20 protein-coding genes and 2 pseudogenes are annotated in these 22,876 nt (G+C 58.6%); 9 read left to right on the forward strand and 13 right to left on the reverse strand.

Annotation, left to right across the window (positions count from 1 at the left end; genetic code table 11):
• Nucleotides 1–34 precede the first annotated feature (34 nt).
• A complete protein-coding gene (locus tag QP908_RS00850; protein ID WP_284771460.1) occupies nucleotides 35–1,054 on the reverse strand; it encodes a PAC2 family protein in 1,020 nt (339 codons plus the stop codon).
• 260 nt (nucleotides 1,055–1,314) lie between these two features.
• Between QP908_RS00850 and QP908_RS00855 the strand changes: the two genes are divergently transcribed.
• Nucleotides 1,315–2,400 (forward strand): DUF4192 domain-containing protein, encoded by a 1,086-nt coding sequence (locus QP908_RS00855; RefSeq protein ID WP_284771461.1) that lies wholly within the window; start codon nucleotides 1,315–1,317, stop codon nucleotides 2,398–2,400.
• A 9-nt stretch (nucleotides 2,401–2,409) separates the two neighbouring features.
• Here the strand turns inward: QP908_RS00855 and galE are convergent, their stop codons facing one another.
• The 9 genes and pseudogenes from galE to QP908_RS00900 form a co-directional block, all read right to left on the reverse strand.
• Nucleotides 2,410–3,393, reverse strand: a complete 984-nt coding sequence (gene galE / locus QP908_RS00860; RefSeq protein WP_284771462.1) for a UDP-glucose 4-epimerase GalE — start codon at nucleotides 3,391–3,393, stop codon at nucleotides 2,410–2,412.
• 3 nt (nucleotides 3,394–3,396) lie between these two features.
• Nucleotides 3,397–4,074 (reverse strand): metal-dependent transcriptional regulator, encoded by a 678-nt coding sequence (locus QP908_RS00865; protein WP_023017369.1) that lies wholly within the window; start codon nucleotides 4,072–4,074, stop codon nucleotides 3,397–3,399.
• A gap of 234 nt (nucleotides 4,075–4,308) precedes the next feature.
• Nucleotides 4,309–5,322, reverse strand: a complete 1,014-nt coding sequence (locus QP908_RS00870; RefSeq protein ID WP_005278926.1) for a sigma-70 family RNA polymerase sigma factor — start codon at nucleotides 5,320–5,322, stop codon at nucleotides 4,309–4,311.
• A 193-nt stretch (nucleotides 5,323–5,515) separates the two neighbouring features.
• Nucleotides 5,516–6,280, reverse strand: a complete 765-nt coding sequence (locus QP908_RS00875; protein ID WP_023022681.1) for a helix-turn-helix transcriptional regulator — start codon at nucleotides 6,278–6,280, stop codon at nucleotides 5,516–5,518.
• A 128-nt stretch (nucleotides 6,281–6,408) separates the two neighbouring features.
• Nucleotides 6,409–7,782: an L-serine ammonia-lyase gene (locus tag QP908_RS00880; RefSeq protein ID WP_284771463.1), complete on the reverse strand. Its 1,374-nt coding sequence runs from the start codon at nucleotides 7,780–7,782 to the stop codon at nucleotides 6,409–6,411.
• Between the two features lie 37 nt (nucleotides 7,783–7,819).
• Complete coding sequence (locus tag QP908_RS00885; protein ID WP_284771464.1) at nucleotides 7,820–9,214, reverse strand: SLC5/6 family protein; 1,395 nt, start codon at nucleotides 9,212–9,214, stop codon at nucleotides 7,820–7,822.
• Nucleotides 9,215–9,574: 360 nt separating this feature from the next.
• Complete coding sequence (dtd, locus tag QP908_RS00890; protein WP_126319197.1) at nucleotides 9,575–10,018, reverse strand: D-aminoacyl-tRNA deacylase; 444 nt, start codon at nucleotides 10,016–10,018, stop codon at nucleotides 9,575–9,577.
• Between the two features lie 51 nt (nucleotides 10,019–10,069).
• Nucleotides 10,070–11,646: pseudogene (locus QP908_RS00895) on the reverse strand (DUF7782 domain-containing protein).
• A 48-nt stretch (nucleotides 11,647–11,694) separates the two neighbouring features.
• Nucleotides 11,695–12,078 (reverse strand): DUF3099 domain-containing protein, encoded by a 384-nt coding sequence (locus QP908_RS00900; RefSeq protein WP_284771465.1) that lies wholly within the window; start codon nucleotides 12,076–12,078, stop codon nucleotides 11,695–11,697.
• Between the two features lie 138 nt (nucleotides 12,079–12,216).
• Between QP908_RS00900 and QP908_RS00905 the strand changes: the two genes are divergently transcribed.
• On the forward strand, nucleotides 12,217–12,468 hold the full coding sequence (locus QP908_RS00905) for a DUF3039 domain-containing protein (RefSeq protein ID WP_005278940.1): 252 nt from the start codon (nucleotides 12,217–12,219) through the stop codon (nucleotides 12,466–12,468).
• The gene (locus QP908_RS00910; protein ID WP_239269828.1) at nucleotides 12,465–14,228 is read left to right on the forward strand and encodes a DEAD/DEAH box helicase; all 1,764 of its coding nucleotides are present in this window, start codon (nucleotides 12,465–12,467) and stop codon (nucleotides 14,226–14,228) included. Before QP908_RS00905 ends, QP908_RS00910 begins: the two co-directional genes overlap by 4 nt.
• Before the next feature lie 148 nt (nucleotides 14,229–14,376).
• Here QP908_RS00910 and QP908_RS00915 read toward each other — a convergent pair whose 3' ends face one another.
• Nucleotides 14,377–15,855: an RNA polymerase sigma factor gene (locus tag QP908_RS00915; RefSeq protein ID WP_239269827.1), complete on the reverse strand. Its 1,479-nt coding sequence runs from the start codon at nucleotides 15,853–15,855 to the stop codon at nucleotides 14,377–14,379.
• Between the two features lie 197 nt (nucleotides 15,856–16,052).
• Nucleotides 16,053–16,811, reverse strand: a complete 759-nt coding sequence (gene ppgK / locus QP908_RS00920; RefSeq protein ID WP_239269826.1) for a polyphosphate--glucose phosphotransferase — start codon at nucleotides 16,809–16,811, stop codon at nucleotides 16,053–16,055.
• Here ppgK and QP908_RS00925 point away from each other — a divergent pair.
• Nucleotides 16,810–17,696, forward strand: a pseudogene (locus tag QP908_RS00925) (inositol monophosphatase family protein). The gene ppgK and the pseudogene QP908_RS00925 overlap by 2 nt on opposite strands.
• 111 nt (nucleotides 17,697–17,807) lie before the next feature.
• On the forward strand, nucleotides 17,808–18,098 hold the full coding sequence (locus QP908_RS00930; RefSeq protein ID WP_023022651.1) for a DUF4193 domain-containing protein: 291 nt from the start codon (nucleotides 17,808–17,810) through the stop codon (nucleotides 18,096–18,098).
• 702 nt (nucleotides 18,099–18,800) lie between these two features.
• On the opposite strand, the gene QP908_RS00935 is transcribed toward QP908_RS00930, so the two are convergent.
• Nucleotides 18,801–19,271, reverse strand: coding sequence for a DUF3093 domain-containing protein (locus QP908_RS00935; protein WP_284771497.1), 471 nt, complete (start codon nucleotides 19,269–19,271; stop codon nucleotides 18,801–18,803).
• A gap of 103 nt (nucleotides 19,272–19,374) precedes the next feature.
• On the opposite strand from QP908_RS00935, the gene dut reads away from it, so the two are divergent.
• From dut to QP908_RS00955, 4 genes are read left to right on the forward strand one after another with little or no spacing between them, the layout of a single operon-like run.
• Nucleotides 19,375–19,848 carry a dUTP diphosphatase gene (dut, locus tag QP908_RS00940; RefSeq protein WP_023022645.1) on the forward strand — a complete coding sequence of 158 codons (474 nt, stop codon included), beginning with the start codon at nucleotides 19,375–19,377 and terminating at the stop codon, nucleotides 19,846–19,848.
• A 12-nt stretch (nucleotides 19,849–19,860) separates the two neighbouring features.
• Nucleotides 19,861–20,832 carry a DUF3710 domain-containing protein gene (locus tag QP908_RS00945; RefSeq protein ID WP_284771466.1) on the forward strand — a complete coding sequence of 324 codons (972 nt, stop codon included), beginning with the start codon at nucleotides 19,861–19,863 and terminating at the stop codon, nucleotides 20,830–20,832.
• A gap of 29 nt (nucleotides 20,833–20,861) precedes the next feature.
• Nucleotides 20,862–21,569: a DUF3159 domain-containing protein gene (locus QP908_RS00950; RefSeq protein ID WP_284771498.1), complete on the forward strand. Its 708-nt coding sequence runs from the start codon at nucleotides 20,862–20,864 to the stop codon at nucleotides 21,567–21,569.
• Nucleotides 21,562–22,818 carry a class I SAM-dependent RNA methyltransferase gene (locus QP908_RS00955; protein ID WP_284771467.1) on the forward strand — a complete coding sequence of 419 codons (1,257 nt, stop codon included), beginning with the start codon at nucleotides 21,562–21,564 and terminating at the stop codon, nucleotides 22,816–22,818. Before QP908_RS00950 ends, QP908_RS00955 begins: the two co-directional genes overlap by 8 nt.
• Nucleotides 22,819–22,876: the final 58 nt, after the last annotated feature.

A 22,876-nucleotide genomic window follows, 5' to 3' on the forward strand; every position in this document is an offset into this window, starting at 1 on the left:
CCCCACCACCTTAGCGGCGATGGGGGCGGGTTCGTTAGATATCGTCGCCTAAGTCTCTGTCATCGTCATCGTCGGCAGAGTCTTCGCGGTCATCGATATCCGTGTGAATAATCTCCTCGCTATCGTCTTCATCGAGCGAGGCGAGGAAGGCTTCGAATTCTTCGCTGATTTCCTCAGCGCTGGGCACGGCTTCCTCGCCCGGCATGATGGCTTGCGGGTGCTCCTGGCGGTAGCGTTCCATGAAGGCATCGTACTGCTGCTCCAATTGCTGGACCACGCCCTCAATCTCTTCGGAGCCATTGACCTGCTCATCCAGCTGGCCCTCGACGCGGGAAATATCCGCCTCGATGCTGCCCAGCGGGATATTGAGTTGGGCGGCCTTAGCCACAGAGCCAAGGAGCTCCAGGGTCGCCTGCGGGTAGGGGGACGCGGCCAAGTAGTGCGGCACGTGCGCGGTATAGCCCGCCACCGTCCGGCCCTTATCCGCTAGGGCCTTTTCTATATAGAGCGCCGCGGCGCCCGGAACCATCATGGTCGAATCCATCTTGACCATGCTGTCCGTCAGGCGGGAGGCAGTACCGTGCGCGGTGACCACGGTGGGGCGGGTGTGCGGTACGGGCATCGGCGCAGCGTAGAGCATGATGGTGTCTTCAATATCGAATTTCTCCACCAGCTTGACCACCGCCGTGGTAAATGCGTCCCAGCGCATATCCGGCTCGGGGCCAGACAGAAGGAGGAAGGACTTGCCGGAATTATCCCGGAGCACCTTCAAGCCCAAATCCATGGGTTCTACCTCGAGTGCCCGGTCATTATCGATGGTGACGGCGGGGCGGCGGGAGCGATAATCGATGAGCTCATCAGAGTTAAAGGAGGCTAGCTGGCGGTTTTCCAGCGCGGCCTTGAGGTGATCGGCGCTCGACTCAACGGCCTGGCCCGCATCGGCATAGCCGTGCATGGCAACAATCATGGTGGGGCCTTTTCCTTCACCGGAATTGTCCTTGACCACCGGAGCGGGGTACTCCAATTCGTACATGCTGCGCTCTTCTTCGTGCATGATGTGTTACCTCCTTGGTCTCTTAATCTAGATCAACGACCGCCAGGACCGCACTATTCCCACACGCACTCAGTTCAGTGTTCGCGGAGTAGTTAAATAACCCATTATGCCCTAACGAGGCAACCGGCGCTAGGGCCGGTGCGGCGGGCCTGTGCATAACTGCTTGCCGATGCCCCCTTCCACCCACCTTATCCACAGATTTCGGCCCTCTGCCCGCGCTGGGCTTTCGGCAGTTGCCGCGGGCCCCGAAGCTAGAAGCCATGAAGATCACAACACCACTACAGCCCATCCGTACACCCGGCGATATCCTTGCCAATATTCCAGGAATCCTCGGATTCTTCCCAGCAGAGTCCATCGTGCTCATCTCCATCGAACCAACCCCAGCAGGCCGCACCATGGGTCCTGTCGCGCGCATAGACTTGTCCGATGTCCCCGCCGCCCTGCCAGAAATCATGAGCGCCTTTCACTGCGGCAACCCGGAAGTAGTCCTAGGCTTTATCATTTCCCAGCGCGAGGAAGTAGAGCTCTGGGAGATGATCGAATCGCTCTACCACTTCGAAGATGACGAGGGCACCGGAATCGATGCCTGCTGGCTGGTAGAAGAAATTGCAACGTCCACCGCCTACGACCTCGTCTTTGGCTTTAGCACCGGAAATGGCAAGGGCCCTATGCAGGCGTGGACTGAGGGAACCATTCCCGCTATTTCCACCAGTTCCTCTATGCGCGCCTGCGTAGAAAACGGCACCTTGCCGGAGCTTTCCCGCGACGAGCTTGTCCAACAATTCGCCCCGCACAACCCTTACTTCGGGCACGAAGAAATCGGGTCCATGCAGCGCTGCGCTGAGGAATTGTCGCGGCAGATGCGCGCCGGCCACGGCTACGGCACAACGGATCCAACGCGGGTGGTCCAACACCTCATCGCGGATGTGCAGTATGTATTAAGCGAGGTAGAGACGCTGGAAGAGACCCTAGACAACGAAGAATTACTCTGCGTGGGAGCGATGTGGATGTCGACGACGTGGATGCGCGACTTGGTCATCCGGGACCTCGTCGAATCCCCGCACGCGGCCGGTACCTTGCTCCTCGCCACGGCGCGCACCTTTGGCGGCACCATCCGCTTTAACGCGCTGGCGCTATTTGCCGCGACCCAGGTGGCGCAGAAATTCGGGCTCTATGCCGGCCCGGCGCTTACCGTCGCCATCGATGAGGCACCGGGGCACAATTTAAGCCAGCTCATCGCCCAGGCCTATCGCAGCGGAATGGGAGAACGCCTCATTACCAGCCTGAGCCGCGGTTGTGACGCGGCGCGGGAGGCAGCAGGTATTGATGCCGATGGCTTTGTGTAGCCCCGCGCTTTAGCGCCGCGCCGAATGCGCCCGATCGCCCAGCTGGCGCGTGAAATTCCACGCGTCGGTCACGATGGTTTCCAGGTCGGTGCGCTGGGGATTCCAGTCCAGCTCCCGCTTGATCTTATCTGAGGAGGCAATCAGCGTGGCTGGGTCTCCGGCACGGCGCGGGGCGATCTCCGCCGGGATCTCGTGGCCGGTGACTTTCCGGCACATCTCGATGACCTGCTTGACGGAGTATCCCTCCCCGGAACCCAAGTTATAGATCCGGTGGGTGCCAGGGGCATTGCTGTGGAGGGCAAGCACGTGGGCATCGGCAAGATCGCGGATGTGGATGTAGTCGCGCACCGGCGTTCCATCCGGGGTATCCCAATCCGTGCCAAACATGAAAATCTTATCGCGGTGCCCCAGAGCAACCTGCAGGACAATGGGGATGAGGTGGGTTTCAATCTCGCGGTTTTCGCCGATAGAGCCGTAGGCGCCAGCGACGTTGAAATAGCGCAGGGACGTTGCCGCGAGCCCAAAGGCCTGTGCAAAAGAGGTAATCATGTAGTCGATAGCCAATTTGCTAGCGCCATAGGGGTTCGTGGGCTGGGTCGGCATGTCCTCAGTAATAGGGACCTGCTCCGGTTCGCCGTAGGTGGCTGCGGTGGAAGAAAAGACGAGGCTTTTGACATCGTTATCGCGCATGGCGTTGAGCAAGCGCAACGTGGTTACGACGTTGTGCTGCCAATATTCGTCCGGCTTTTCCACGGATTCACCGACGAGCGAGCGGGCGGCGAAGTGGAGGACGCCCTCGAAGCCACCCTCACCCAGTACCTCTGCGGCTTTGTCGGCCACATCGCCTTCTACCACGCGGGCCGAGGGCGGCACGGCATCCCTATTGCCCGTAGAAAAGTTATCGATAATGGTGACGTCGTGGCCTTGCTCAACGAGGACTGCGGAACACACGCTTCCGACATAGCCAGCACCGCCGGTAACCAAAAGCTTCATGGCCTAGACCTCCACGCGCACGGCGTGTGCGAGATCATCTGCCAAGGTGATGACCTTACCCGAGGGAGTGGTAAGCGAAATCGTGCCGCCATTATTGACCACGGTGACCTCGGTACCGATGCGGATGCCAGCCTCTGCGAGTTCCCGGAAGGTGGCCTCATCCACCTGCAAGATCTCGTTAATCTGGATAATCTTGGCGGACTTCTCTTCGCCATCGGGGAGATCGATAGCCCTCGTCCCGATCGATGGCTCGGGGACCTGGAAGCCCAGTTCTGCCAGCGCCGGAATGGGGTTGCCAAAAGGCGAGCGGCTGGGGTCATCGAGGACCGATACCATGCGCTTTTCCACCTCCTCGCTCATCACGTGCTCCCAGCGGCAGGCCTCATCGTGGACCTTGCTGATATCGAGTCCGAGGACATCAGTAAGCAAACGCTCCGCGAGTCGGTGCTTGCGCATCACTGCCGTAGCCAGTTCGCGTCCCTTTTCGGTTAGATCCAAGCTCCTGTCCGAACGAACGTGGAGGAGGCCATCGCGCTCCATGCGAGCAACGGTTTGGGATACGGTAGGTCCGGATTGCTCTAGGCGTTCCGCAATCCGGGCGCGCAGGGGAGTGATGCCTTCTTCTTCCAATTCATAAATGGTTCGAAGGTACATCTCAGTAGTATCAACGAGGTCCCTCACGTGGGCATCCCTTTCTTTGAAAACAGTAATGCGTGCCGTGCGCAAAGCAGACAGCGCTTTTTACATTCTGTATCCAGACTAGCTTAAGTCGCCCTAAGTTTGCTGGAGAGATTTTAAGGAGACGAGTTTTCGCTCGCCGCTTGCATAGAGAACGCGACCTCGAAAGCGCACTGGGAAATTTCTCGGCGGCACAGTCGAGGTCGCGATTAAATAAGGTTCAGGAGGCGAAAAGTTCTATAGCGCGTACTCGCGCAGGCGGTCGGCGCGGTTGCCATCGCGCAACTTTGCCATGACCTCACGCTCGATTTGGCGTACGCGTTCGCGGGAGAGCCCGAACCGGCGACCAATCTGGTCAAGGGTGCGTGGCACGCCGTCATCCAAGCCGTAGCGCAGGCGAATGACGTCCTGCTCGCGCTTTTCTAGGGTGTCGATGACGCCGCGGATATCGGAGTGGCGCATGGAGGCCACGACGGCGGTCTCAGCATCGGTGGCCTCAGCATCCTCGATGAAGTCACCCAATGGGGCTTCCTCATCGGTGCCGACGGGCATATCGAGCGAGACGGGATCGCGGGACTGGCGCAGCAGCATCTCGATCTTGTTCTCATCGATGCCGGATTCTTCAGACAGCTCCTCATTGGTCGCCTCGCGGCCCAAGGACTGATACATCTCACGCTTGATGCGGGAAAGCTTATTCACCTGTTCCACCAGGTGGACTGGCAGGCGGATGGTGCGCGATTGGTCGGCCATGCCGCGGGTAATGGCCTGACGGATCCACCACGTGGCGTAGGTGGAGAACTTAAAGCCCTTGGCGTAATCGAACTTTTCCATGGCGCGGATGAGGCCCAGGTTTCCCTCTTGGATGAGGTCCAATAGCGGCATTCCGCGGCCGGTGTAACGCTTGGCCAGGGAGACTACGAGGCGAAGGTTTGCCTCCAGCAGGTGGGAGCGGGCCTTCTTGCCTTCGCGGGCCAAGATCTTCAGGTCGCGCTTTTCTGCGCGCGTCAGCTTCTCTGCATTATTGAGCTTGTATTCTGCGTACAGGCCTACCTCGATGGTTTGCGCGAGTTCAACCTCGTCCTCGGCACTGAGCAGGTCGGTCTTACCGATTCCGTTGAGGTAGACGCGTACCAAGTCCGCGGAGGGATTGTCATTGGTTTGATTGCGGCGAGACCCGCGGTCTACTTCCTGTTCTTCATCAGTAGTGGCAGTCGAAGTGCCATTGGCGGTGTTGGCAGATGGATTCGTCATCTTTTCAGCCTCCTGAAATTGTCGCCTGTTTCAAAAAGTACAACGGTGTGAGGACGCATTTAGTTCCCACCCATCCTGAAATGTTTAAAACAGCGACGTGCCGGGCGGCGTGCCCCACCTTTTTGGGGGCGTCGGCAAGCGCATGTGCCACGTGAATGCAGTAAAAATGCTACATCCACGTGGCGGGGTAGTCTTAGCCGCGGACCTGTACGAGGTAGCGATAGACCGTGGGTTCAGATACGCCGAGCCGGGTGGCCGCCGCGGCGATGCCGCCTTTGAGGAGGAAGAAGCCAGCATCCTCGAGGGAAGCGATGACCTCTAGCCGTTCGTGGCGCTGCATCGACTCGACCGGGGTGGAGTGCGTAGAAATCGCGGAATCCAGCATGGAGTCCAAGAGATGCTCGACGTTGGAGCGCAGCGATTCGCTGTAAGGTGCCTCCGGCTTTTTCTGCGCGGGTGCTTCCGGGGCGGGAGTGCGCTGCGGTGCGGTGGTGCCGGGGTAGCCGCCGAAGGCCTTCGCCTTATCGATGGCCGGCTCGGTACCGCCTATCAACGCGTTAGCCGCATCGCGGATCTGGATAAGCTCGGATAATTCCACATTGATGCAAAGCATGCCGCGCATATGGCCGGTGGCATCGCGCAGGAAATAGCTCGAGGAGCGGCAGACTTTTCCCTCGCTATTGACCGCGCGGTACCCCGTCATCATAGGAACGGCCGCGGCGTCGCCCTGTTTCATGAACCAGAGCGCAAAGTCTGTGACCGGGCCGCCTAGTTCGCGGCCGGAAATGTGCCCATTGGCAATGGCGATGATGGATTTATCGGGTACATCGAGATCATGGAGCACGATTTCGGTGTTGGGGCCCATGGCCTGACCGAGGAAATCGACGAGTGGTATGTACTGCTCGAGGAAGTTTTCTTCGGGGGCATGGCTGCTAGAAAGATTCATCAGCTGAAGCATGTCCTTATAATTCCTGTCAGATTATTGATAAGGTACCACAAAGTAACGACAAAGGAGGCGAGTACCCGGCCGTGCCCAAGTACTCGCCTCCTTTTAGGGCGCTCTTTCCGGAGCCTAGGTTGCCGGCATTAACCACATACCGGGATAGGTGGGTGGACGGCAAGGGCGAGGCCGCCTTGTGAGGTTTCCCTGTACTTGGCGTTGATATCCTTGCCGGTGTTGTACATAGTCCAGATGACCTCATCGAGGCTGACACACGGCTTGCTTTCGCGGTCCAGGGCCATGCGTGCGCTGGTGATGGCGTCTACCGCCGCTACGGCATTGCGCTCGATGCAAGGGACTTGCACCTGGCCGAGGACCGGGTCACAGGTCAGGCCCAATTTGTGTTCCATGCCGATTTCGGCCGCCACGCAGACCTGTTCCGGCGTTGCCCCCATCAGTTGGGCCAACCCGGCCGCGGCCATGGAACAAGCGACGCCGATTTCTCCTTGGCAGCCTACTTCCGCACCGGAAATGGAGGCATTCATCTTGTAGAGCGCGGCGATGTGGTTGCAGGCGAAGATATAATCCGCGAACATGCTCGGGGTAACCGGCTCGACGAATTCATCGAAATAGGCCAGCACCGCAGGCACGACGCCGCATGCGCCGTTGGTGGGTGCGGTGACGACGCGGCCACACGCGGCATTTTCCTCCGAAATGGCCAGGGCAAACATATTCACCCAGCTCAAAATGTTGAGGCCATCGTGCGGGTCGGATTGTTCCAGCCTGCGCTTCAGGGCGGCGGCGCGGCGCGGTACGAGCAGGGCACCGGGGAGCGGGCCATCGGTGGTGGAGCCGCGCTTGATGCCGGTGTACATGACATCGCGGACCTTGCGCAGGTGCTCGTCGATGTCCTCGTCGCTGTGCAGCGCCCGTTCGTTGGCCCGACCGAGCTCCGGCAGCGTCATATTATTGGTTTCGCACAGCGCCAGTAGTTCTTCCGCGCTGGAATAAGCGAATGGAACGTCGACGGTATCTTGGCCGCGCATGGCGAAGTCTTCTTGCTTGACGATGAACCCGCCGCCTACCGAGTAGTAGGTCTTGTGCAGGATGTCTTCCTCGCCGGCAAAGGCGATAAGGCACATGCCGTTTTCGTGCATGGGGAGGTATTCATCGTGGAAGTAAAAGCCGCCGTCCTTGGGGAAGCTCACCGTGTGCGTGCCACCGAGCAGGAGCGTTTCGCTCTGGTTGACCTCTTTCATGAAGGCGGAGATGCCGTCGATATCGACGCTTTCTGGTTCTTCGCCGGCCAGGCCCAACAGGATGGCCTTATCGGTGGAGTGGCCCACACCAGTCAAGGACAGGGAGCCGTAGACGTTAGCCTGGACGCGGGTGACCTTATCCATGAGGCCTTTTTCTTTGAGCTCATCGACGAAGGCCTTGCCGGCTTTCATTGGCCCAAGCGTGTGTGAGCTTGAGGGGCCGATACCAATCTTGAACATATCGAAGATGCTGATGAACATGGTTTTCTCCTGGAAAATCCTGAGAAGCGGGTGCTGCTTAGAAAGCCTGCACGATGGAGTAGATGATGGTGGCGAGGGCAACGAGGCCCATGATGAAGACGAAGTAGTTGGAGGCCTTGCCCTTGAAGCGGGCGAGCGCTGGGACCTTGTGGATGGCGACCATCGGGATAAGGAACAGCATGATGGCGATGGTCGGGCCGCATAGGGTCTCAATCATGCCGAGGATGGAAGGATCCGCCCAGGCAACGAGCCATGCGGTAACCAGCATGAAGACGAGCGTGATGGTGTCGAGCTTGTGGCTGGATTCTGCATCATCTTTATTAGCATTCTTGCTGCCTTTGACAAGGAGGCCTTCGAAGCCTTCTGCAGCGCCCAAGTAGTGGCCCAAGAAGGACTTGGCTACGGCAATCATGGCGATGATGGGGGCAATCCACTGGATGACGGGGTTGTCAAAGTGGTTGGCCAGGTAAGACAAGATGGTGATGTTTTGTTCCTTGGCCTCGGCCATATCCGCAGGCGATAGGCTCAGCGCGCAGGAGAAGACGAAGAACATCACGACGACGACCATGAGGATTTCCGCGCGGAGCAAGATCTTGCGGGACTTGTATTCCGCGTACTTGCCGTAGGTCTGGCGGCGGTCGACGGCGAAGGAAGAAATCATGGGCGAGTGGTTGAAGGAAAAGACCATGACTGGGACCAAGAGCATCAAGGTAATGCCCATGCTGTGTCCAGAGGCTTCGCGTGCGACGCTGAGGTCGAAGCTGTCAAAGAGTGCGGTATTCCACTTGGGGATGAGGTACAGCGAGAGCAGCACCAAGATGCCGATGAACGGGTAGACCAAGTAGGACATGACGTGGACGACCACGTTTTTGCCCATGCGCACAACGAGGATGAGGCCGCCTACGAGGACAAGCGAGGTAAGCCAGCGATCTGGAGGGGTGATACCTAGCTGGTGTTCCAGGAAGGAGTTCACCGTGTTGGTGATGGTTACCGAGTACACCAACAGGATGGGGTAGACGGAGAGGAAGTAGAGGATATTCATCAACACGCCGGCTTTAACGCCGAAGTGTTCCTCCACGACGTCGGTGAGATCGCCGTCTGGCTTTGAGCTGGAGAGGACCAGGCGGGTCATGCCGCGGTGGGCCCAATAGGTCATCGGCAAGGCGACGACGGTCATGATAAGAAGCGGGATGATGCCGCCGATGCCCGCGTTGATGGGAAGGAAGAGCACGCCGGCACCAATGGCGGTGCCGAATAGGGAGAGCATCCATACGGTGTCTTCCTTATTCCACGCTGGGGCGCCTTCTTGCCCCGCAAAGGGGGTCTCTATGCCGTCAGCGGGTGGCTTTTCTTCTGCGGGTAGTTGTTCCGGAATCTGCGCGTCGTGTTCCGGGTGCTCGACTTGTCCGTGGCGCAAGAGCTTGTGGGACATTTTCTTTCCTCCTCTGCATGGGGTTGACCGAAGCTTGAGGGCTCCTGTCACCCTGGAGTGAGAAAATATTTTCTCTCACCAGCGTGCGCGGGCAAGGGCCTGAAATTAATCTTTCAGCTTGTATCCAGCCCATTCGCTTCGTTACACGTTAAGTATAAGCCCACGGTAATGCTGTTTGATAATAAATTATTACATTTTGAGTAGGTTAATTATCACTCTAAAAAAGCTTGCGCGGCACCCAGAGATATGCATTGTTGAACAAAGTGGGCGGTTGTGCGATCTGGCTCATAGATAGCCGCGGGCGTGGGCGGGCACTCGTGCAGGTAGGCGCCGGATAAAGAGAAAATGCGGGAGAAGAAATTAGGTCTCGACCAAAACCGTGAAGGGCCCCTCGTTGACGGACGATACGCGCATCATAGCCCCGAATTGGCCTGATTCGACCGCGATATTACGCTCGCGGAGTCGCTCGATGATGTACTCGATGACCGGCTCGGCCTCTTCTCCCGGGGCCGCATCGGCCCATGATGGGCGCCTCCCTTTGGCGGTGCGGCCATACAGCGTGAACTGACTGACCACCAAGACTGGGGCTCCGGCATCGGCAACCGATACTTCACCGTCTAGGATGCGCAGCTCCGCTATCTTGCGGGCCATCTTTTCTGCACGCGGTTTCCAATCGGCTAAATCCTCTCGGGAGACACCGACGAGGGCTAAAAGCCCACCCGTCTCAGGGCAGTCGATGGCGCCGACGGTCTCGCCCGCAACGGTGACGGCTGCTTCGGATACGCGGGTTAGGACTGCGCGCATGCTTGTATCTTCCTTTCCTGGCTATTCAGTGCTCTTCAGTGTTATTCGGCGCTAATCGGTGTAGGCAGCCGGGGAAGCGTCATCCTCGAGCAACAGATCGGCGGGGATGAGCAGGCCATGGCGAACCATATCGATGATGGCGGGAAGCGCGGCCGCGGTCAGTTCTGTCTCATCGAAGCCGTGCGCCACCGCATACAGGCCAACGGTCTCTCCAAGGTTGAGCCCGTGGGGAGAAAGGCCAGCTACGATTGCTGCCAAGTGTTCATCGACTTCGTGGCTCCACCGGGACCATCGGTACGCGTCAGGCGGATAACCGCCCGGCTAAATCCTTGTTTATTATCGGTATCGGCCACACTGACTTCTTCTTTCGCCACCTGTGGGCGCACCTGGAAGTGCTTTCCCTCCAGCTCACCAGGAACCAAGTCGCGCAGCCATGCCACGCGGGCGAAGTATTCCTCCACCTCGGGTCCCAATGGGTCGCTAAAGTACTGCGGCATTTCTTCAGCCAAGATATCGGAGGGTGCGGCTTCGGCAATTTTTTGGATGGCGACGAACCCAAACCCGATACCCGTGACATCGTGATGGTGGAAATGATCCAGCCAGGCCTTAGAGCGCGCCTTGCCCTCGTTGCTGCGCACATCCAACGATTCATCCTTCAGCCACGTGGATACGTAGAGGGAAGGATCGGCGACATCCCGCTGAATGATCCAGGCAGCCACACCCTTATCCGGCAGCCACGAGGCCACGCGCTGCTGCCAAGTCTGCCCACCGGTATGCACCCAGGCGGCGAGCAAATGCGCGGTTCCGCCCGGGGCGAGGTGGTCAACGGCCTGAGAAACAACCAATTCGCTTGCCCCATCCAAGTTCAAGCCAGAATCGCGATAGACATGGCCCACCTCGGGAAGGCCAACGACGAACGGGGGATTGGCCACGATGCGGTCAAAGGTGCGCCCCGCAACGGGCTCGAACCACGAGCCCTCTACAAGCTCTACCTCTGTACTAGCCCCCGCGGCAGCGACGGTGGCGCCGGCCAAATCAAGCGCGCGCCGGTGGACATCTGTCGCGGTAATGCTGCGCGCGCACTCGAGCTGACCCAACAATTGCACTCCCGAACCGGTGCCCAGATCGAGCACCGTTGATACCGGGCTTACCGGCGTCGATTGCAAGAGTGAGAGGCTTGCCGCCCCGACACCCAAGACGTGATCCGCGCCGGGGACGTGGCTCACCAGCGAGGCATCGACATCGGAAAAGACGAGGCGGTTGGAGCCGACGATGATATGGGGCCGGATATCGAGGGCAATGTAGATGCTGCCGCAATCATCGGAAAGCGCCACGCCGGCATCTAGGAGCTTGGCGGCAAGGCGGGCCCCGAGGGCATCGGCAAGCAGCGTGGCAGGCAGATGCTCATGCAGCAGGAAGAAGCGGATGAGCGTATCCAGCTTGGTATTGCCGGCGGTGCCGCGCGCCACCGCGGCAGGCTCACCGCGGTAGAGGGCCTCCGTAAGCTCCGGGCCCAAATGCCCCGCTAAACCATCGGTAGTAAAACCGGCCTGCGAAAAAGCCTCCGCTAGCTCTGGGGCAAGATCGCGCACCGCGGCGGCATCGAAATGAGGGCCAAAGGACGTCATGCTGGGAGAAGATCCTTTCCAGTCGTGCTATTCATGCGGGTTATGCGCCTAATCGGAGGCAGTATCGTCATGGTCAATAACGGAATGCTGAGATTCGATTGCCTTGGAGCCGCCGCGGGAAATCTGTTGGTTCTGATACTGCGAATATAGCTGACGATTCATCGCGGGTTTAAAGACATTTTTATCGCGCTTGTCCTTCTTCTCCCCGCGGCTATTGCCAATGACCACGGCAATCCACGGCAAAGGAAAGGTCACGCCCACGATAATCGCCGCGAGCAGCCACCAATGCAGGTATAAAAAGACCCCGGCAATGAGCAGGGACGGCACGCGCAGGAATTGGAAAAATCCGTACCACAGCTCCCGGCGCCTGCGATCTTGTGCGGGCGAGAGCTTGGCATCCGTGATGAGAAAACGTTCCTTTTTGCCAAACACTTAAATTACGCACCTCCCTGGAGCGCGGCGCGTAACCCTACAAGAGGGGAGAGGAGAGCCGGCAATGGAGTGCGTAGAGTGTGCATATTCTCCAAGAGTAGACGCATGACTCGCAAAGTTCGATGCAGATGCGGCAAAATGGGGTGCGTGACTACGACTACGAAGACAATTGAACGGCCAGATATTCGTGAAGACACTTCGACGACGGATAATGACACGCCGAAGTTCTTCCACTACGTCAAAAAGGATCAGATACTCGATTCCGCGGTCAACGGCAAGTACGTCGTTGCCCTGTGCGGTGAGACCTTCCCGGTAACCAAACAAGCAAAGCCGGGCTCGCCGGTATGCCCCGATTGCGAACGCGTTTTTAAGGGTCTCCGCCGCAAGTGAGGACGTTTAAGAAGACGAACCTCCGCGCGTGGCAGCAATCAGCCCTCGATAAATTCCTCGCCACCAAGCCACAAGACTTTATGGCCGTGGCGACCCCAGGTGCGGGTAAGACCACCTTTGCTCTGCGCATCGCGACGGAACTCATGGAAGATCGCACGGTAGAGCGCGTCATCGTTGTGGTGCCGACCGAGCACCTGAAGACGCAGTGGTCTGCCGCCGCCGCGCGGGTGGGCTTGGCCTTGGATCCTGCCTTCACGAATTCCTCTGCGGTCAACCCCAGCATGGATGGCATCGTGGTGACCTATGCCCAAGTGGGCATGCACCCATTCAAGCACCGCGCCGTTGCCTCCGCGCGGCGCACCTTGGTGATCTTGGACGAGATCCACCACGCCGGTGATGCCAAAAGCTGGGGCGATGGCGTCAAGGAGGCCTACGACGACGTCAACCACCGCCTCGCGCTGACCGGTACGCCGTTTCGCTCCGATGAATCACCCATCCCCTTTGTGCGCTATGAGGACGATGGGGAAGGCCACAAGGTCTCGCGCGCCGACCACACTTACGATTACGGCGATGCGCTTGCCGATGGCGTCGTGCGCCCCGTCGTCTTCTTGTCCTACTCCGGCGAGGCGCGCTGGCGGGACTCCGCCGGGGAGGAGCACTCCGCGCGCCTGGGTGACATCATGAACGTGGAACAAACCGCGCGCGCCTGGCGCACCGCGCTCGATCCCAAGGGCGAATGGATCCCCGCCGTGCTGCAGGCGGCGCACACCCGCCTCATGCAGATGCGGCGCAATATGCCGGATGCCGGCGGGCTCGTGCTCGCTTCCGATACCACCACCGCCCGCGCCTACGCGAAAATCCTCAAGCAACTCTCCAATACCCCAGTCTCGGTCATTTTGTCCGATGACCCAGGCTCCTCGGACCGCATTCAAGAATTTGCGGACTCCACCGATGAATGGATGGTTGCCGTACGCATGGTGTCCGAGGGCGTTGACGTGCCCCGCCTCGCGGTGGGCGTTTACGCCACCTCCGCGTCAACCCCCTTGTTCTTCGCCCAGGCAATCGGCCGCTTCGTGCGCTCCCGCATGCCGGGTGAAACCGCCTCGGTATTCCTGCCCTCCGTCCCCGTGCTGCTCGGCCTTGCAGAGCACATGGAAAAATCCCGCGACCACGTCCTGGGCAAAGAAAAGACCGAGAAAGAAGGCTGGGACGACGAGCTACTCGAGCAGGCAAACCAGAAAAAGACCGAACCGGACATGCTGGAAAAGTCCTACGAGTCCTTAGGCGCCGAAGCCGAATTCTCTGGCCTGCTCTATAACGGATCGCAGTTTAATACCGGCGATATGACCTCTGATGAAGAAGCCGATTTCCTTGGCATCCCCGGGCTCCTCGATGCCGACCAGGTCAAAGACCTACTGCGCAAGAAGCAATCCGAGGAAATGGACCGTCGCGAGGCTGAGGAAAAAGCGCGCCGGGCAGCCGAGGCAGAAGAGGCCCACCGCCGCAAGATTTACGGCATGGGTCATGCGCCCGCCGCGAAGCAGCAAGAGTCCGATTCCGCAGAGGAAACCGGTGTGGTGGATGAGCTCGGCGCGCTGCGCAAGGAGCTCAACACGGTGGTCTCCATCGCTGCGCAAAGCTCTGGCCGGCCGCACGGTGCCATCCATACCGAGGTCCGCAAGGCCTGCGGTGGGCCGCCCACCGCGTTATGCAGCGCGGACCAACTGCGCGAGCGCATCAATTACTTGCGCAAGTGGTAGCGTGCCTCCTTGTGGCTGGTTGGCTGCTGGCCGGCTAGCTGGCGGCGCGCCGCTGTCGCCGCGCCAGCCCCGCAGGAGGGTAGTAGGCACATTAAAAGGCCGCACCACGGTGGTGCGGCCTTAATGCTGTGCGGGGCGGGCGATCTAGTTAGTCGAGATAATCGCGCAATACCTGCGAACGAGAGGGGTGGCGCAGCTTCGACATCGTCTTGGACTCGATCTGACGGATGCGCTCGCGGGTAACGCCGTAGACCTGGCCGATCTCGTCTAAAGTGCGCGGCATGCCATCGGTAAGCCCGAAGCGCAGGCGCACGACGCCAGCTTCGCGCTCAGACAACGTGGTCAGCACGTCCTGGAGCTGGTCCTGCAGCAACGTGAAGGACACGGCATCGACGGCGATGACGGCCTCAGAGTCCTCGATGAAGTCACCCAACTGAGAATCGCCCTCATCACCGATGGTCTGGTCCAGCGAGATGGGCTCACGCGCATACTGCTGAATTTCCATCACCTTTTCTTCGGTGATGTCCATTTCCTTTGCCAGCTCCTGCGGGGTGGGCTCGCGGCCCAAGTCCTGCAGCAGCTCGCGCTGGATGCGGCCCAGCTTGTTGATGACCTCCACCATGTGAACCGGGATGCGGATGGTGCGGGCCTGGTCAGCCATTGCGCGGGTAATGGCCTGGCGGATCCACCACGTGGCGTAGGTAGAGAACTTATAGCCCTTGGTGTAGTCGAACTTTTCCACCGCACGGATAAGGCCCAAGTTGCCTTCCTGGATAAGGTCCAAGAAAGCCATGCCGCGGCCGGTATAGCGCTTGGCTAAGGAGACCACAAGGCGAAGGTTGGCTTCCAACAGGTGGTTCTTAGCCTTGCGCCCGTCCCTTGCGATGCTGCGCAGGTCGCGCTTTTCCATGGGGGAGAGCTTGGCAGCCTTATCGCCCTCCGCGCGAGCCTTTTCCATCTCGTCCATGCGGTGCTGCGCGTACAGGCCAGCCTCGATGCGCTTTGCCAAAGAGACCTCCTGCTCAGCATTCAGCAGGGCAACCTTACCGATCTGCTTGAGGTACGCACGCACGGAGTCGGCGGAGGCGGTCAGCTGAGCATCCTTGCGTGCCTGGCGCAGGGCGACGGATTCTTCCTCATCCCAGACCGAGGATGTATCTTCTACTTCGTCCTCGTCTTCTTCTTCGCCCAACTCTTCCTGAATATCGTCTTCATCGAGGTCAGTGGGGGCATCGAATTCGTCCTCTTCGATGTCCTCATGGGTGGGGTCGAAGTCGACGTCTTCCGCAGGGGTGTCTTGCTCAACGGCGTCGAGCTGATCCTCTGCGTCCTCAGCTTCCGACGGTGCTTTCTCCGCGGAGTTTGCGGGGGAGTCTTGCGGTTCCGCCGCAGAGGCTCGCACGGTCTTTTTGACAGCTTTCTTGGCTGATTTCTTCGCTGACTTCTTGGCGGTCTTCTTAGCCGTTTTCTTGGCAGTCTTTTTCGCCGTCTTTTTAGCTGTCTTCTTGGCGGTTTTCTTCGCCGTTTTCTTTGCCGTCTTTTTGGCGGTCTTCTTTGCAGGAGTAGATGCCTCGACAGACTTATCGTCCTCGCCGAGTGCCTGGTCTGAAGAATCAGTGGCTGCCACGTACGCCCTTTCGACTTACTACTTGATGGGAATAGCTCACCGCACCCGCACAGGGTGGCAATAGCATTAAGAAATGCTAGCGGGTGTAGGCCTTATGCAGGTCAGACACGCCCGAGAGCCATGCAATTTTGGATCGACCGCCCAGTATAGGCGATTTTTGCACAATGCCGGTAGATAGGGTTACTGCAACGGCGATTTTATGGCTCTAGGCCTTCTAATACCGCCATCGCTGCACCTACAATACCCGCACGATTTTGCAACTGTGCAGGCATTACGGGGGTATCAATAGTTAAGTGGGGGCCCCATTTGTGGAATTTGCGAGATATGCCACCCCCGATGAGGAAAGCCTGGGGATTAAATAATTTCTCGTATTCCTGCAGCACACGATTGAGCCGAGGCGCCCACTCCTTGTACTTCAGTCCTTCGCGTTCCTTGGCGGCGGAGGACGCAATCGCCTCGGCCTCGTCAGTTCCCACCATGAGGTGGCCAAGCTCAGTATTGGGGAAGAGCTGACCGTTGAGGAAGAAGGCTGACCCGATGCCGGTTCCCAGCGTCAAAAAGATGACGGATCCGGTTTTGGCCAACTCGTTTCCATACGCGACTTCCGCAAGGCCTGCGGCATCGGCATCATTTAAGACCACAAAGTCAACGTCTAGATAACGCGAAAACAACTCGGTGGTATCCACGCCTATCCACTCAGGTGAGATATTGGCAGCGGAGTGCACCGTGTGGTTCGACACCACCGAGGGCAAGGTGATGCCGACGGGCTTGTCCCACTCTTTTTCGCGCACAATTTGGGCGACCACCGTGGCTACCTCATGTGGTGTGGATGGCTGTGGGGTAGGGATCTTCAGCCGCGGGCCCACGAATTCACCGTTTTTGAGGTCGACTTCTGCGCCCTTAATGCCTGAGCCGCCGATATCGATGCCAAATGAGTGGCCAGTATGAGTAGTCATGCTCGCAAGTGTAGAAGAAGGCACAATGGTTGGCATGGATCATGACATAGATTTTCTGCAGCTGCGAGATTTTGCGGAATCTACCGCCGTGCGCGCGGCCGCACTTATCCGCACGCACCGCGCCGACTTGGTTGCTGGAGACGGTATTGCGGCACATACCCAGACAAAATCGAGCGCCGTCGACCCGGTGACGGAGGTCGATACCGCCACCGAGGAGTTTATTACGCGCACGATTAAGGAAAGCCGCCCTGGCGATGGCCTATTAGGTGAGGAAGGCGCGAGCTTCGACGGGACGACCGGGGTCAGGTGGATTGTGGACCCCATCGACGGCACGGTCAATTTCCTTTACGGCATTCCGGACTACGCGGTCTCCATCGGCGCGGAATACGATGGCCGCCTGGTAGCAGGCGCTGTGGTCAATGTGGCGCGGGGGCAGGTGTATTCCGCAGCGGCCGGCGAAGGTGCCACGGTTGCCACTGCGGATGGCACGCGGTCTTCGCTACGGTGCGGTGAACAAGATGACCCCGCGCTTTCCTTGGTTGCGACGGGATTTGGCTATGGCGCACAGCGGCGCAAGCAACAGGCGGAGCTGCTGACCAAGTTGCTGCCGCAGGTCCGCGATATCCGCCGCATTGGAGCAGCCGCCCTCGATCTGTGCCGCGTGGCCGAGGGGAGCGTAGATGCCTATTTTGAGCACGGCATTAACGCTTGGGATTTGCCGCCGGTGCTCTCATTGCCCGCGAGGCGGGTGCGAAGGTCCATCACCCAGGGCTGGACAAGGGGTCCGCTGATGGTGAATTAACCTGGGCCGCGGGGGTGAATTTGGCACCCGCATTTGAGGATCTTTTGGCAGCACATGGCGCTAAGGAGGCGATGCGGGGGTGAAGGGTCTAAGAAATTTTTAGCAGCAGGATGACATATCGGTGTTTGTCCTTTACTATGCGCGATCGATAAACAACTATTCCTAAAGCAACTCGACTAATAGGGGCGTGTATTATGGCCACCGATTATGACGCACCGCGCCGCGGCGCAGAAGAAGAACTTGAAACTGACTCTTTAGAGGGACTGAAAGCAGCTGAGCCCGAAAGCAACGGCATGGATGACGATGGCGAAATCGTCGAAGCATTCCAACCGCCATCAGTTGACCTGACCGGCGAGGAACTCAACGTACAGGTCGTTCCCCGTCAAGAAGACGAATTTACCTGCGGATCCTGCTTTTTGGTCCAGTCCAATAAGCGTTATTCGCACGAAGAAGATGGCATGCCCATCTGTAAGGATTGTGCCTAAGCAGCCGGTATTGGCCTAGCTAGTCGATATTGCGCACAATCCAAATAAAGATTCACCCCGCCGCAGTTTGCAATGGTAAACGCGGCGGGGTTTGAAGTTTCCTTGTTTAGCAGACACCCAATGTGCGTGGGACCTAACTCCCTGGGGCCTCTACTTTCTGAGGGCGGTAAATCCTCTCAGTCATCCGGTTCTATCTAGGGCTGCTCGCCTTTGCTCTTTCCATCCGGTACGCTGCCTTGCTTCTGCCGTTTCTCCCGTAGGTATCTACGACCCAGGAAGATGGGCAAGACTAGAACGAAGTAAAAAGCCATGTACCCCACTACGTGAAGGAAGATGCCGTCAGAGCTTACTTCGCTCCAGGCCACCCCCTCTACGCCTGATGAGGACACTCCACGCCAACCAGTTACTTGACTGACATAGAATTCAGCGATGACCATTAGTGGCAGTAGCACAAAGGAAAACCACCACGGAGGTATCCAGGGTTTCCCATCTTTCTGAGTTCTGCGTAGAGCTCCTCCGAAACCCATTGAGATCTCCTCCTAGTCCAACTGTTCACAGACAGTACAAGAACCCGCGTAAGGTGCGACCGAAATTCTTTTTTAATTCTATCTTTCGGGCTTGCTCGGGGGATGCAGTAGCAACGAAAACACCAACGGCACTCTCACAGGTGACGCCTTCTAAAAAGCAGCGATTCCCTAGAATCTACGAACCTTTTGCGTGCTGCTCCGGCAGGAAGGCGCGGAGCAGTTGGTCTGGATCTTTCGAGGCAATGAGCCAATATGGGGTGTCATCCTCCGGATCATTGAGGACCATCATGGCGTGCTCGTCAATCCACGCATGGGAGACCAGGAATGCGGCCGGATCGAATTGCGGGCCCAGTGCGTTATGGCGCGCAGACTTTGGAACGGTAATCGAACGAGAGACAACCTCATTGGGCAACTGTGCATCCTTGACGAGCAACCACCGCGTTCCATCTTCATCTTGTTCTACCTGCACAACGGTCCCAGACCACGTGATGAGGACCCAGATAGCGATGGCGCCTAGCAGGACTGCGGGAATGACGGTCCACCACACAGAGCGGTTAAGTCCGGCCGTGGCTGAGGTTAAAGCCACAACGATTGCTGCAAAAATCCAGAAGTACCACGGCACCCACTGGCGTTCGCGATACAACACTTTCGGGGCAGCGGGTTGAGGAGCAGAAATATCAGACACGCTTAGGCATTCTAGTCCACTCCAGGCACAGAATGAACCGACTGGGGCAGGTAGGATTGGCTAAGTGACTGATTCGAATTCGCTACCGCAGGAACAAACGCCAGTAGGAGACGTAAAAATTAAGCGCCTCGATAAAGGGCTCCCGATGCCATTTCGGGCGCATCGGGGCGACGCCGGCGCCGATCTCTACGCCGCCGAGGCGCTTACTCTCCAGCCTGGCGAACGCGCCCTTGTCGGCACCGGTATCGCCATGGCCTTACCGCTCGGCACCGTGGGATTAATCCATCCGCGGTCCGGCCTAGCAGCTAAACACGGGCTGTCCATTGTCAATACGCCGGGTACCGTGGATGCTGACTACCGCGGGGAGATCAAGGTGTGCCTGATTAACCACGATCCCCACACCCCGATCGAGATAGAGCGCGGCATGCGCATCGCTCAACTCGTGGTACAGCGTGTAGAACTAATGGATTTTAGCGAAGTAGAAGACTTGGATGAGACCGACCGCGGTACCGGCGGCTACGGATCAACCGGGGTATAGGAAGGATTAAAAATGGGCATTTGGCCATTTGGAAAAAAGAAAAACGATGACGGCCGAAAGGAAGAGCCGGAGAACTCTCAGCAGTCGCAGTCGCAAGAGCCTGCTGCTGATTCCGCAGGATCGGCTTCGGCTGACTCGAATTCTTTTGAATCCGTAAAAGATACGGCTGCCGATGCCGCCGCAGCATCGGGACAGGTGCCAACGGAGTTTGCCCACGATGCCGTGAACGGCGAAACCGGGCCCTTCGATGGCGATTCCGTCAATATCGAAGACTTTGACTTTTCTGATTCCTCCATTGGCATCCTTGACCTTGGTTCGATGCGCATTCCGCTGCCAAAGGACTCCCAGGTCCAGGTGGAAATGGGTGAACAAGGCCCGAAGATGCTGCACATTGTCACCAAGGCTGGCCGTATTACTCCCGTTGCCTTCGCAGCTCCACGCAAGCCTGGTCAGTGGGCAGAATCCGTGGAAGAAATCAAGGAAGGCATGAGCCGCGATGGGCTTTCCGTTACCACCGAGCAAGGCCCTTGGGGGCTGGAAATCGTCGGTAAAAATGACAGCGGCCAACTCCGCGTTATTGGCGCCGAGGGCCCGCGGTGGATGCTGCGCTTAACTCTTGCAGCACCCACCGGACTTGAAGAAGATTTGGCGCAGATCGCGCGCGACGTCACATCGCGTACCTTTGTCTACCGCGGTGAGGATCCCATTTTGGCGGGCAATGCACTGCCGGTCATCATGCCAAAGCAGCTGGTGGAGCAGGTTAAACAAGCCATGGAAAAGCGCCAGCAGGAACAATCCGGCGCAAATACCCAGGGTCAGCCGGCTCAAGGCCACCCAGAAAACGGGGTAGGCGGCCCCGATCCCGCAGCTGAGGCGGAGGCGGAAAAGCAACTGCGCGATTTGGGCGCGCAGCCACCCGAGGGGGACAATGAATCTCCCGCACATGACAAAGACAAGGGGTCTAACCCCGATACCGATAAGTAAGTAAAGCAGAACGCTACGTGAGTAACTCTTTGCCGGAGCCGCAGGCTCCTCAGCTAAGCGACGACCAGGACCGCGATACTGAGCCAACTCTGTTGGAACAAATGGGAGGCCTTCCCGGCCTCGTCGCGGCCACGTTGCCCATCGTCGTCCTTATTCCGGTCAACAGCCTCTATGGCCTCACCCCAGCGCTCATCTCCGCGCTGGGCGTGGCGGTAGTGATCGCCATCTGGCGCATCGTTCGCAAACAGACCATTCAGCCGGCCATATCTGGACTTATCGGCGTGGCCATTTGCGCCGCCATCGCCTGGTTTACCGGCGATGCCAAAGGCTACTTTTTATACGGCATTTGGATGTCACTGGCCTTGTTTATCGCCGCAGCGCTCTCCATCCTTTTCCGGTGGCCGGCCGTAGGCGTTATCTGGAAGGGCTTGAACGGCGATGATATGGCCTGGCAGAAGGTAAAGCTTGCGCGGAGGGCCTATTCCATCGCCACCGCCGGCTGGGCCGTTATCTTCTTAGCGCGGTTTATCATCCAGCGCGCGATTTATGACGCCGGCGAGACTACCGCATTGGGAATTACCAGGATCGTCATGGGCTGGCCCTTGACGTTGTTGGTAACCGCATTAACCGTGTGGATGGTGCGCCGTGCGGACGCCGCGGTAGAAGAGGCAGAAAATGCCGCACTTGCCACAAATTCAGATCGCAGTACAGAAGAGCTCGAGGCAGAAAATGAATGAGTCCGCAGTATCTCGCGGGGACACCGTAGAGGTCACCATTGACCGCATGGCCCATGGTGGACTCGGCATAGGCCATGCCCCAGATGGGCGCGTCGTCTTCGTTCCCCGGGCTTTTCCTGGTGACACGGTTCGCGCAACCGCCGGTAAGGTGAAAAAGTCTTTTATCAAAGGCGAACTCGATAGCATCGTCACCGCAGGGCAACTGCGCGTACCCAGTAGCTGTCCCGCCGCGGAGCTAGGCGCCGGGTGCTGTGATTTTGCTGAGTTGGATCCCGCAGCGGAACCAGCCATTAAGATGGACGTTCTCCGCGAACAGCTGCGCCGCAGCGGCATTGAGGGGCTTGGGTCCCTCACCATTGAGCAACACGATTTGCCGCCGGTACGGGGTTGGCGAACGAGGGTCCGGTTGGGCGTCGACAAGCAAGGCCGCGCCGGATTGCGGAAGTACCGCTCGAATGAGCTGGTCACTTCCGTCGGCTGTAGCCAATTAGCAGATGGCTTAATTGATGGTTTGGTTGGGGATGGCGCGCGGCGTTTTACCCCTGGGGCCGAAATCGTCGCGGTTCTTGATGGCTCTGGTAACCGGCATGTGGTGGAAACGCGCAAGGCCCCGCGAGGCAGGCGCGTGGAGACCATTCGTGAGGTTATCGAGGGTTCTGGCACGGTGGTTGAACACGTCAGTGGCCGCGAGTTTTCCTTCCCCGCCACGGCCTTTTGGCAAGCGCATGTGGCGGCGCCGGAGATTTATAGCGCTGTGGCAGGGCAGTGGCTAGCCGGCCGGGATTATCAGCAGAAGATCGCCTGGGATTTGTACGGCGGCGTCGGGCTATTCGCGCCCGCGTTGTCAGAAGCCACCGGCGGGAAAGTCATTTCCGTGGACTATTCGCCTGCTGCAACGGCGTCTACGCAACCGGGGTTGCGCGATATTGATATTGCGGTGAAATCCGCCAAGGTAGAACAGGTTGCCGCGCAATTGCCCCAACCAGGTGCCGTGGTGCTTGATCCCCCGCGAACCGGGGCGGGCGAGCAGGTGATCCGCGCCGTGGCGGAGGCAAAGCCCCAGGCCGTGGTGCATGTGGGATGTGATCCAGCGACCTTCGCCCGCGATCTGTCCCTGTGGCAAAGCGCTGGGTACAAGCCTGAGAAAATGGCGCTGGTCAATGCCTTTCCCGGCACCCATCACTTTGAGGTTATTGCTCTTATTACCCCAGATGAGGCGGCGGATAAACCGGTGCAGGATGCCGTTTAATGCGAAAATACCCCGCCTGAATTACTAAGCCGATATAAAAGAAAATACGGACCACGGG

The sequence above is a fragment of the Corynebacterium sp. MSK204 genome, from assembly GCF_030229885.1.
GTDB lineage: Bacteria > Actinomycetota > Actinomycetes > Mycobacteriales > Mycobacteriaceae > Corynebacterium.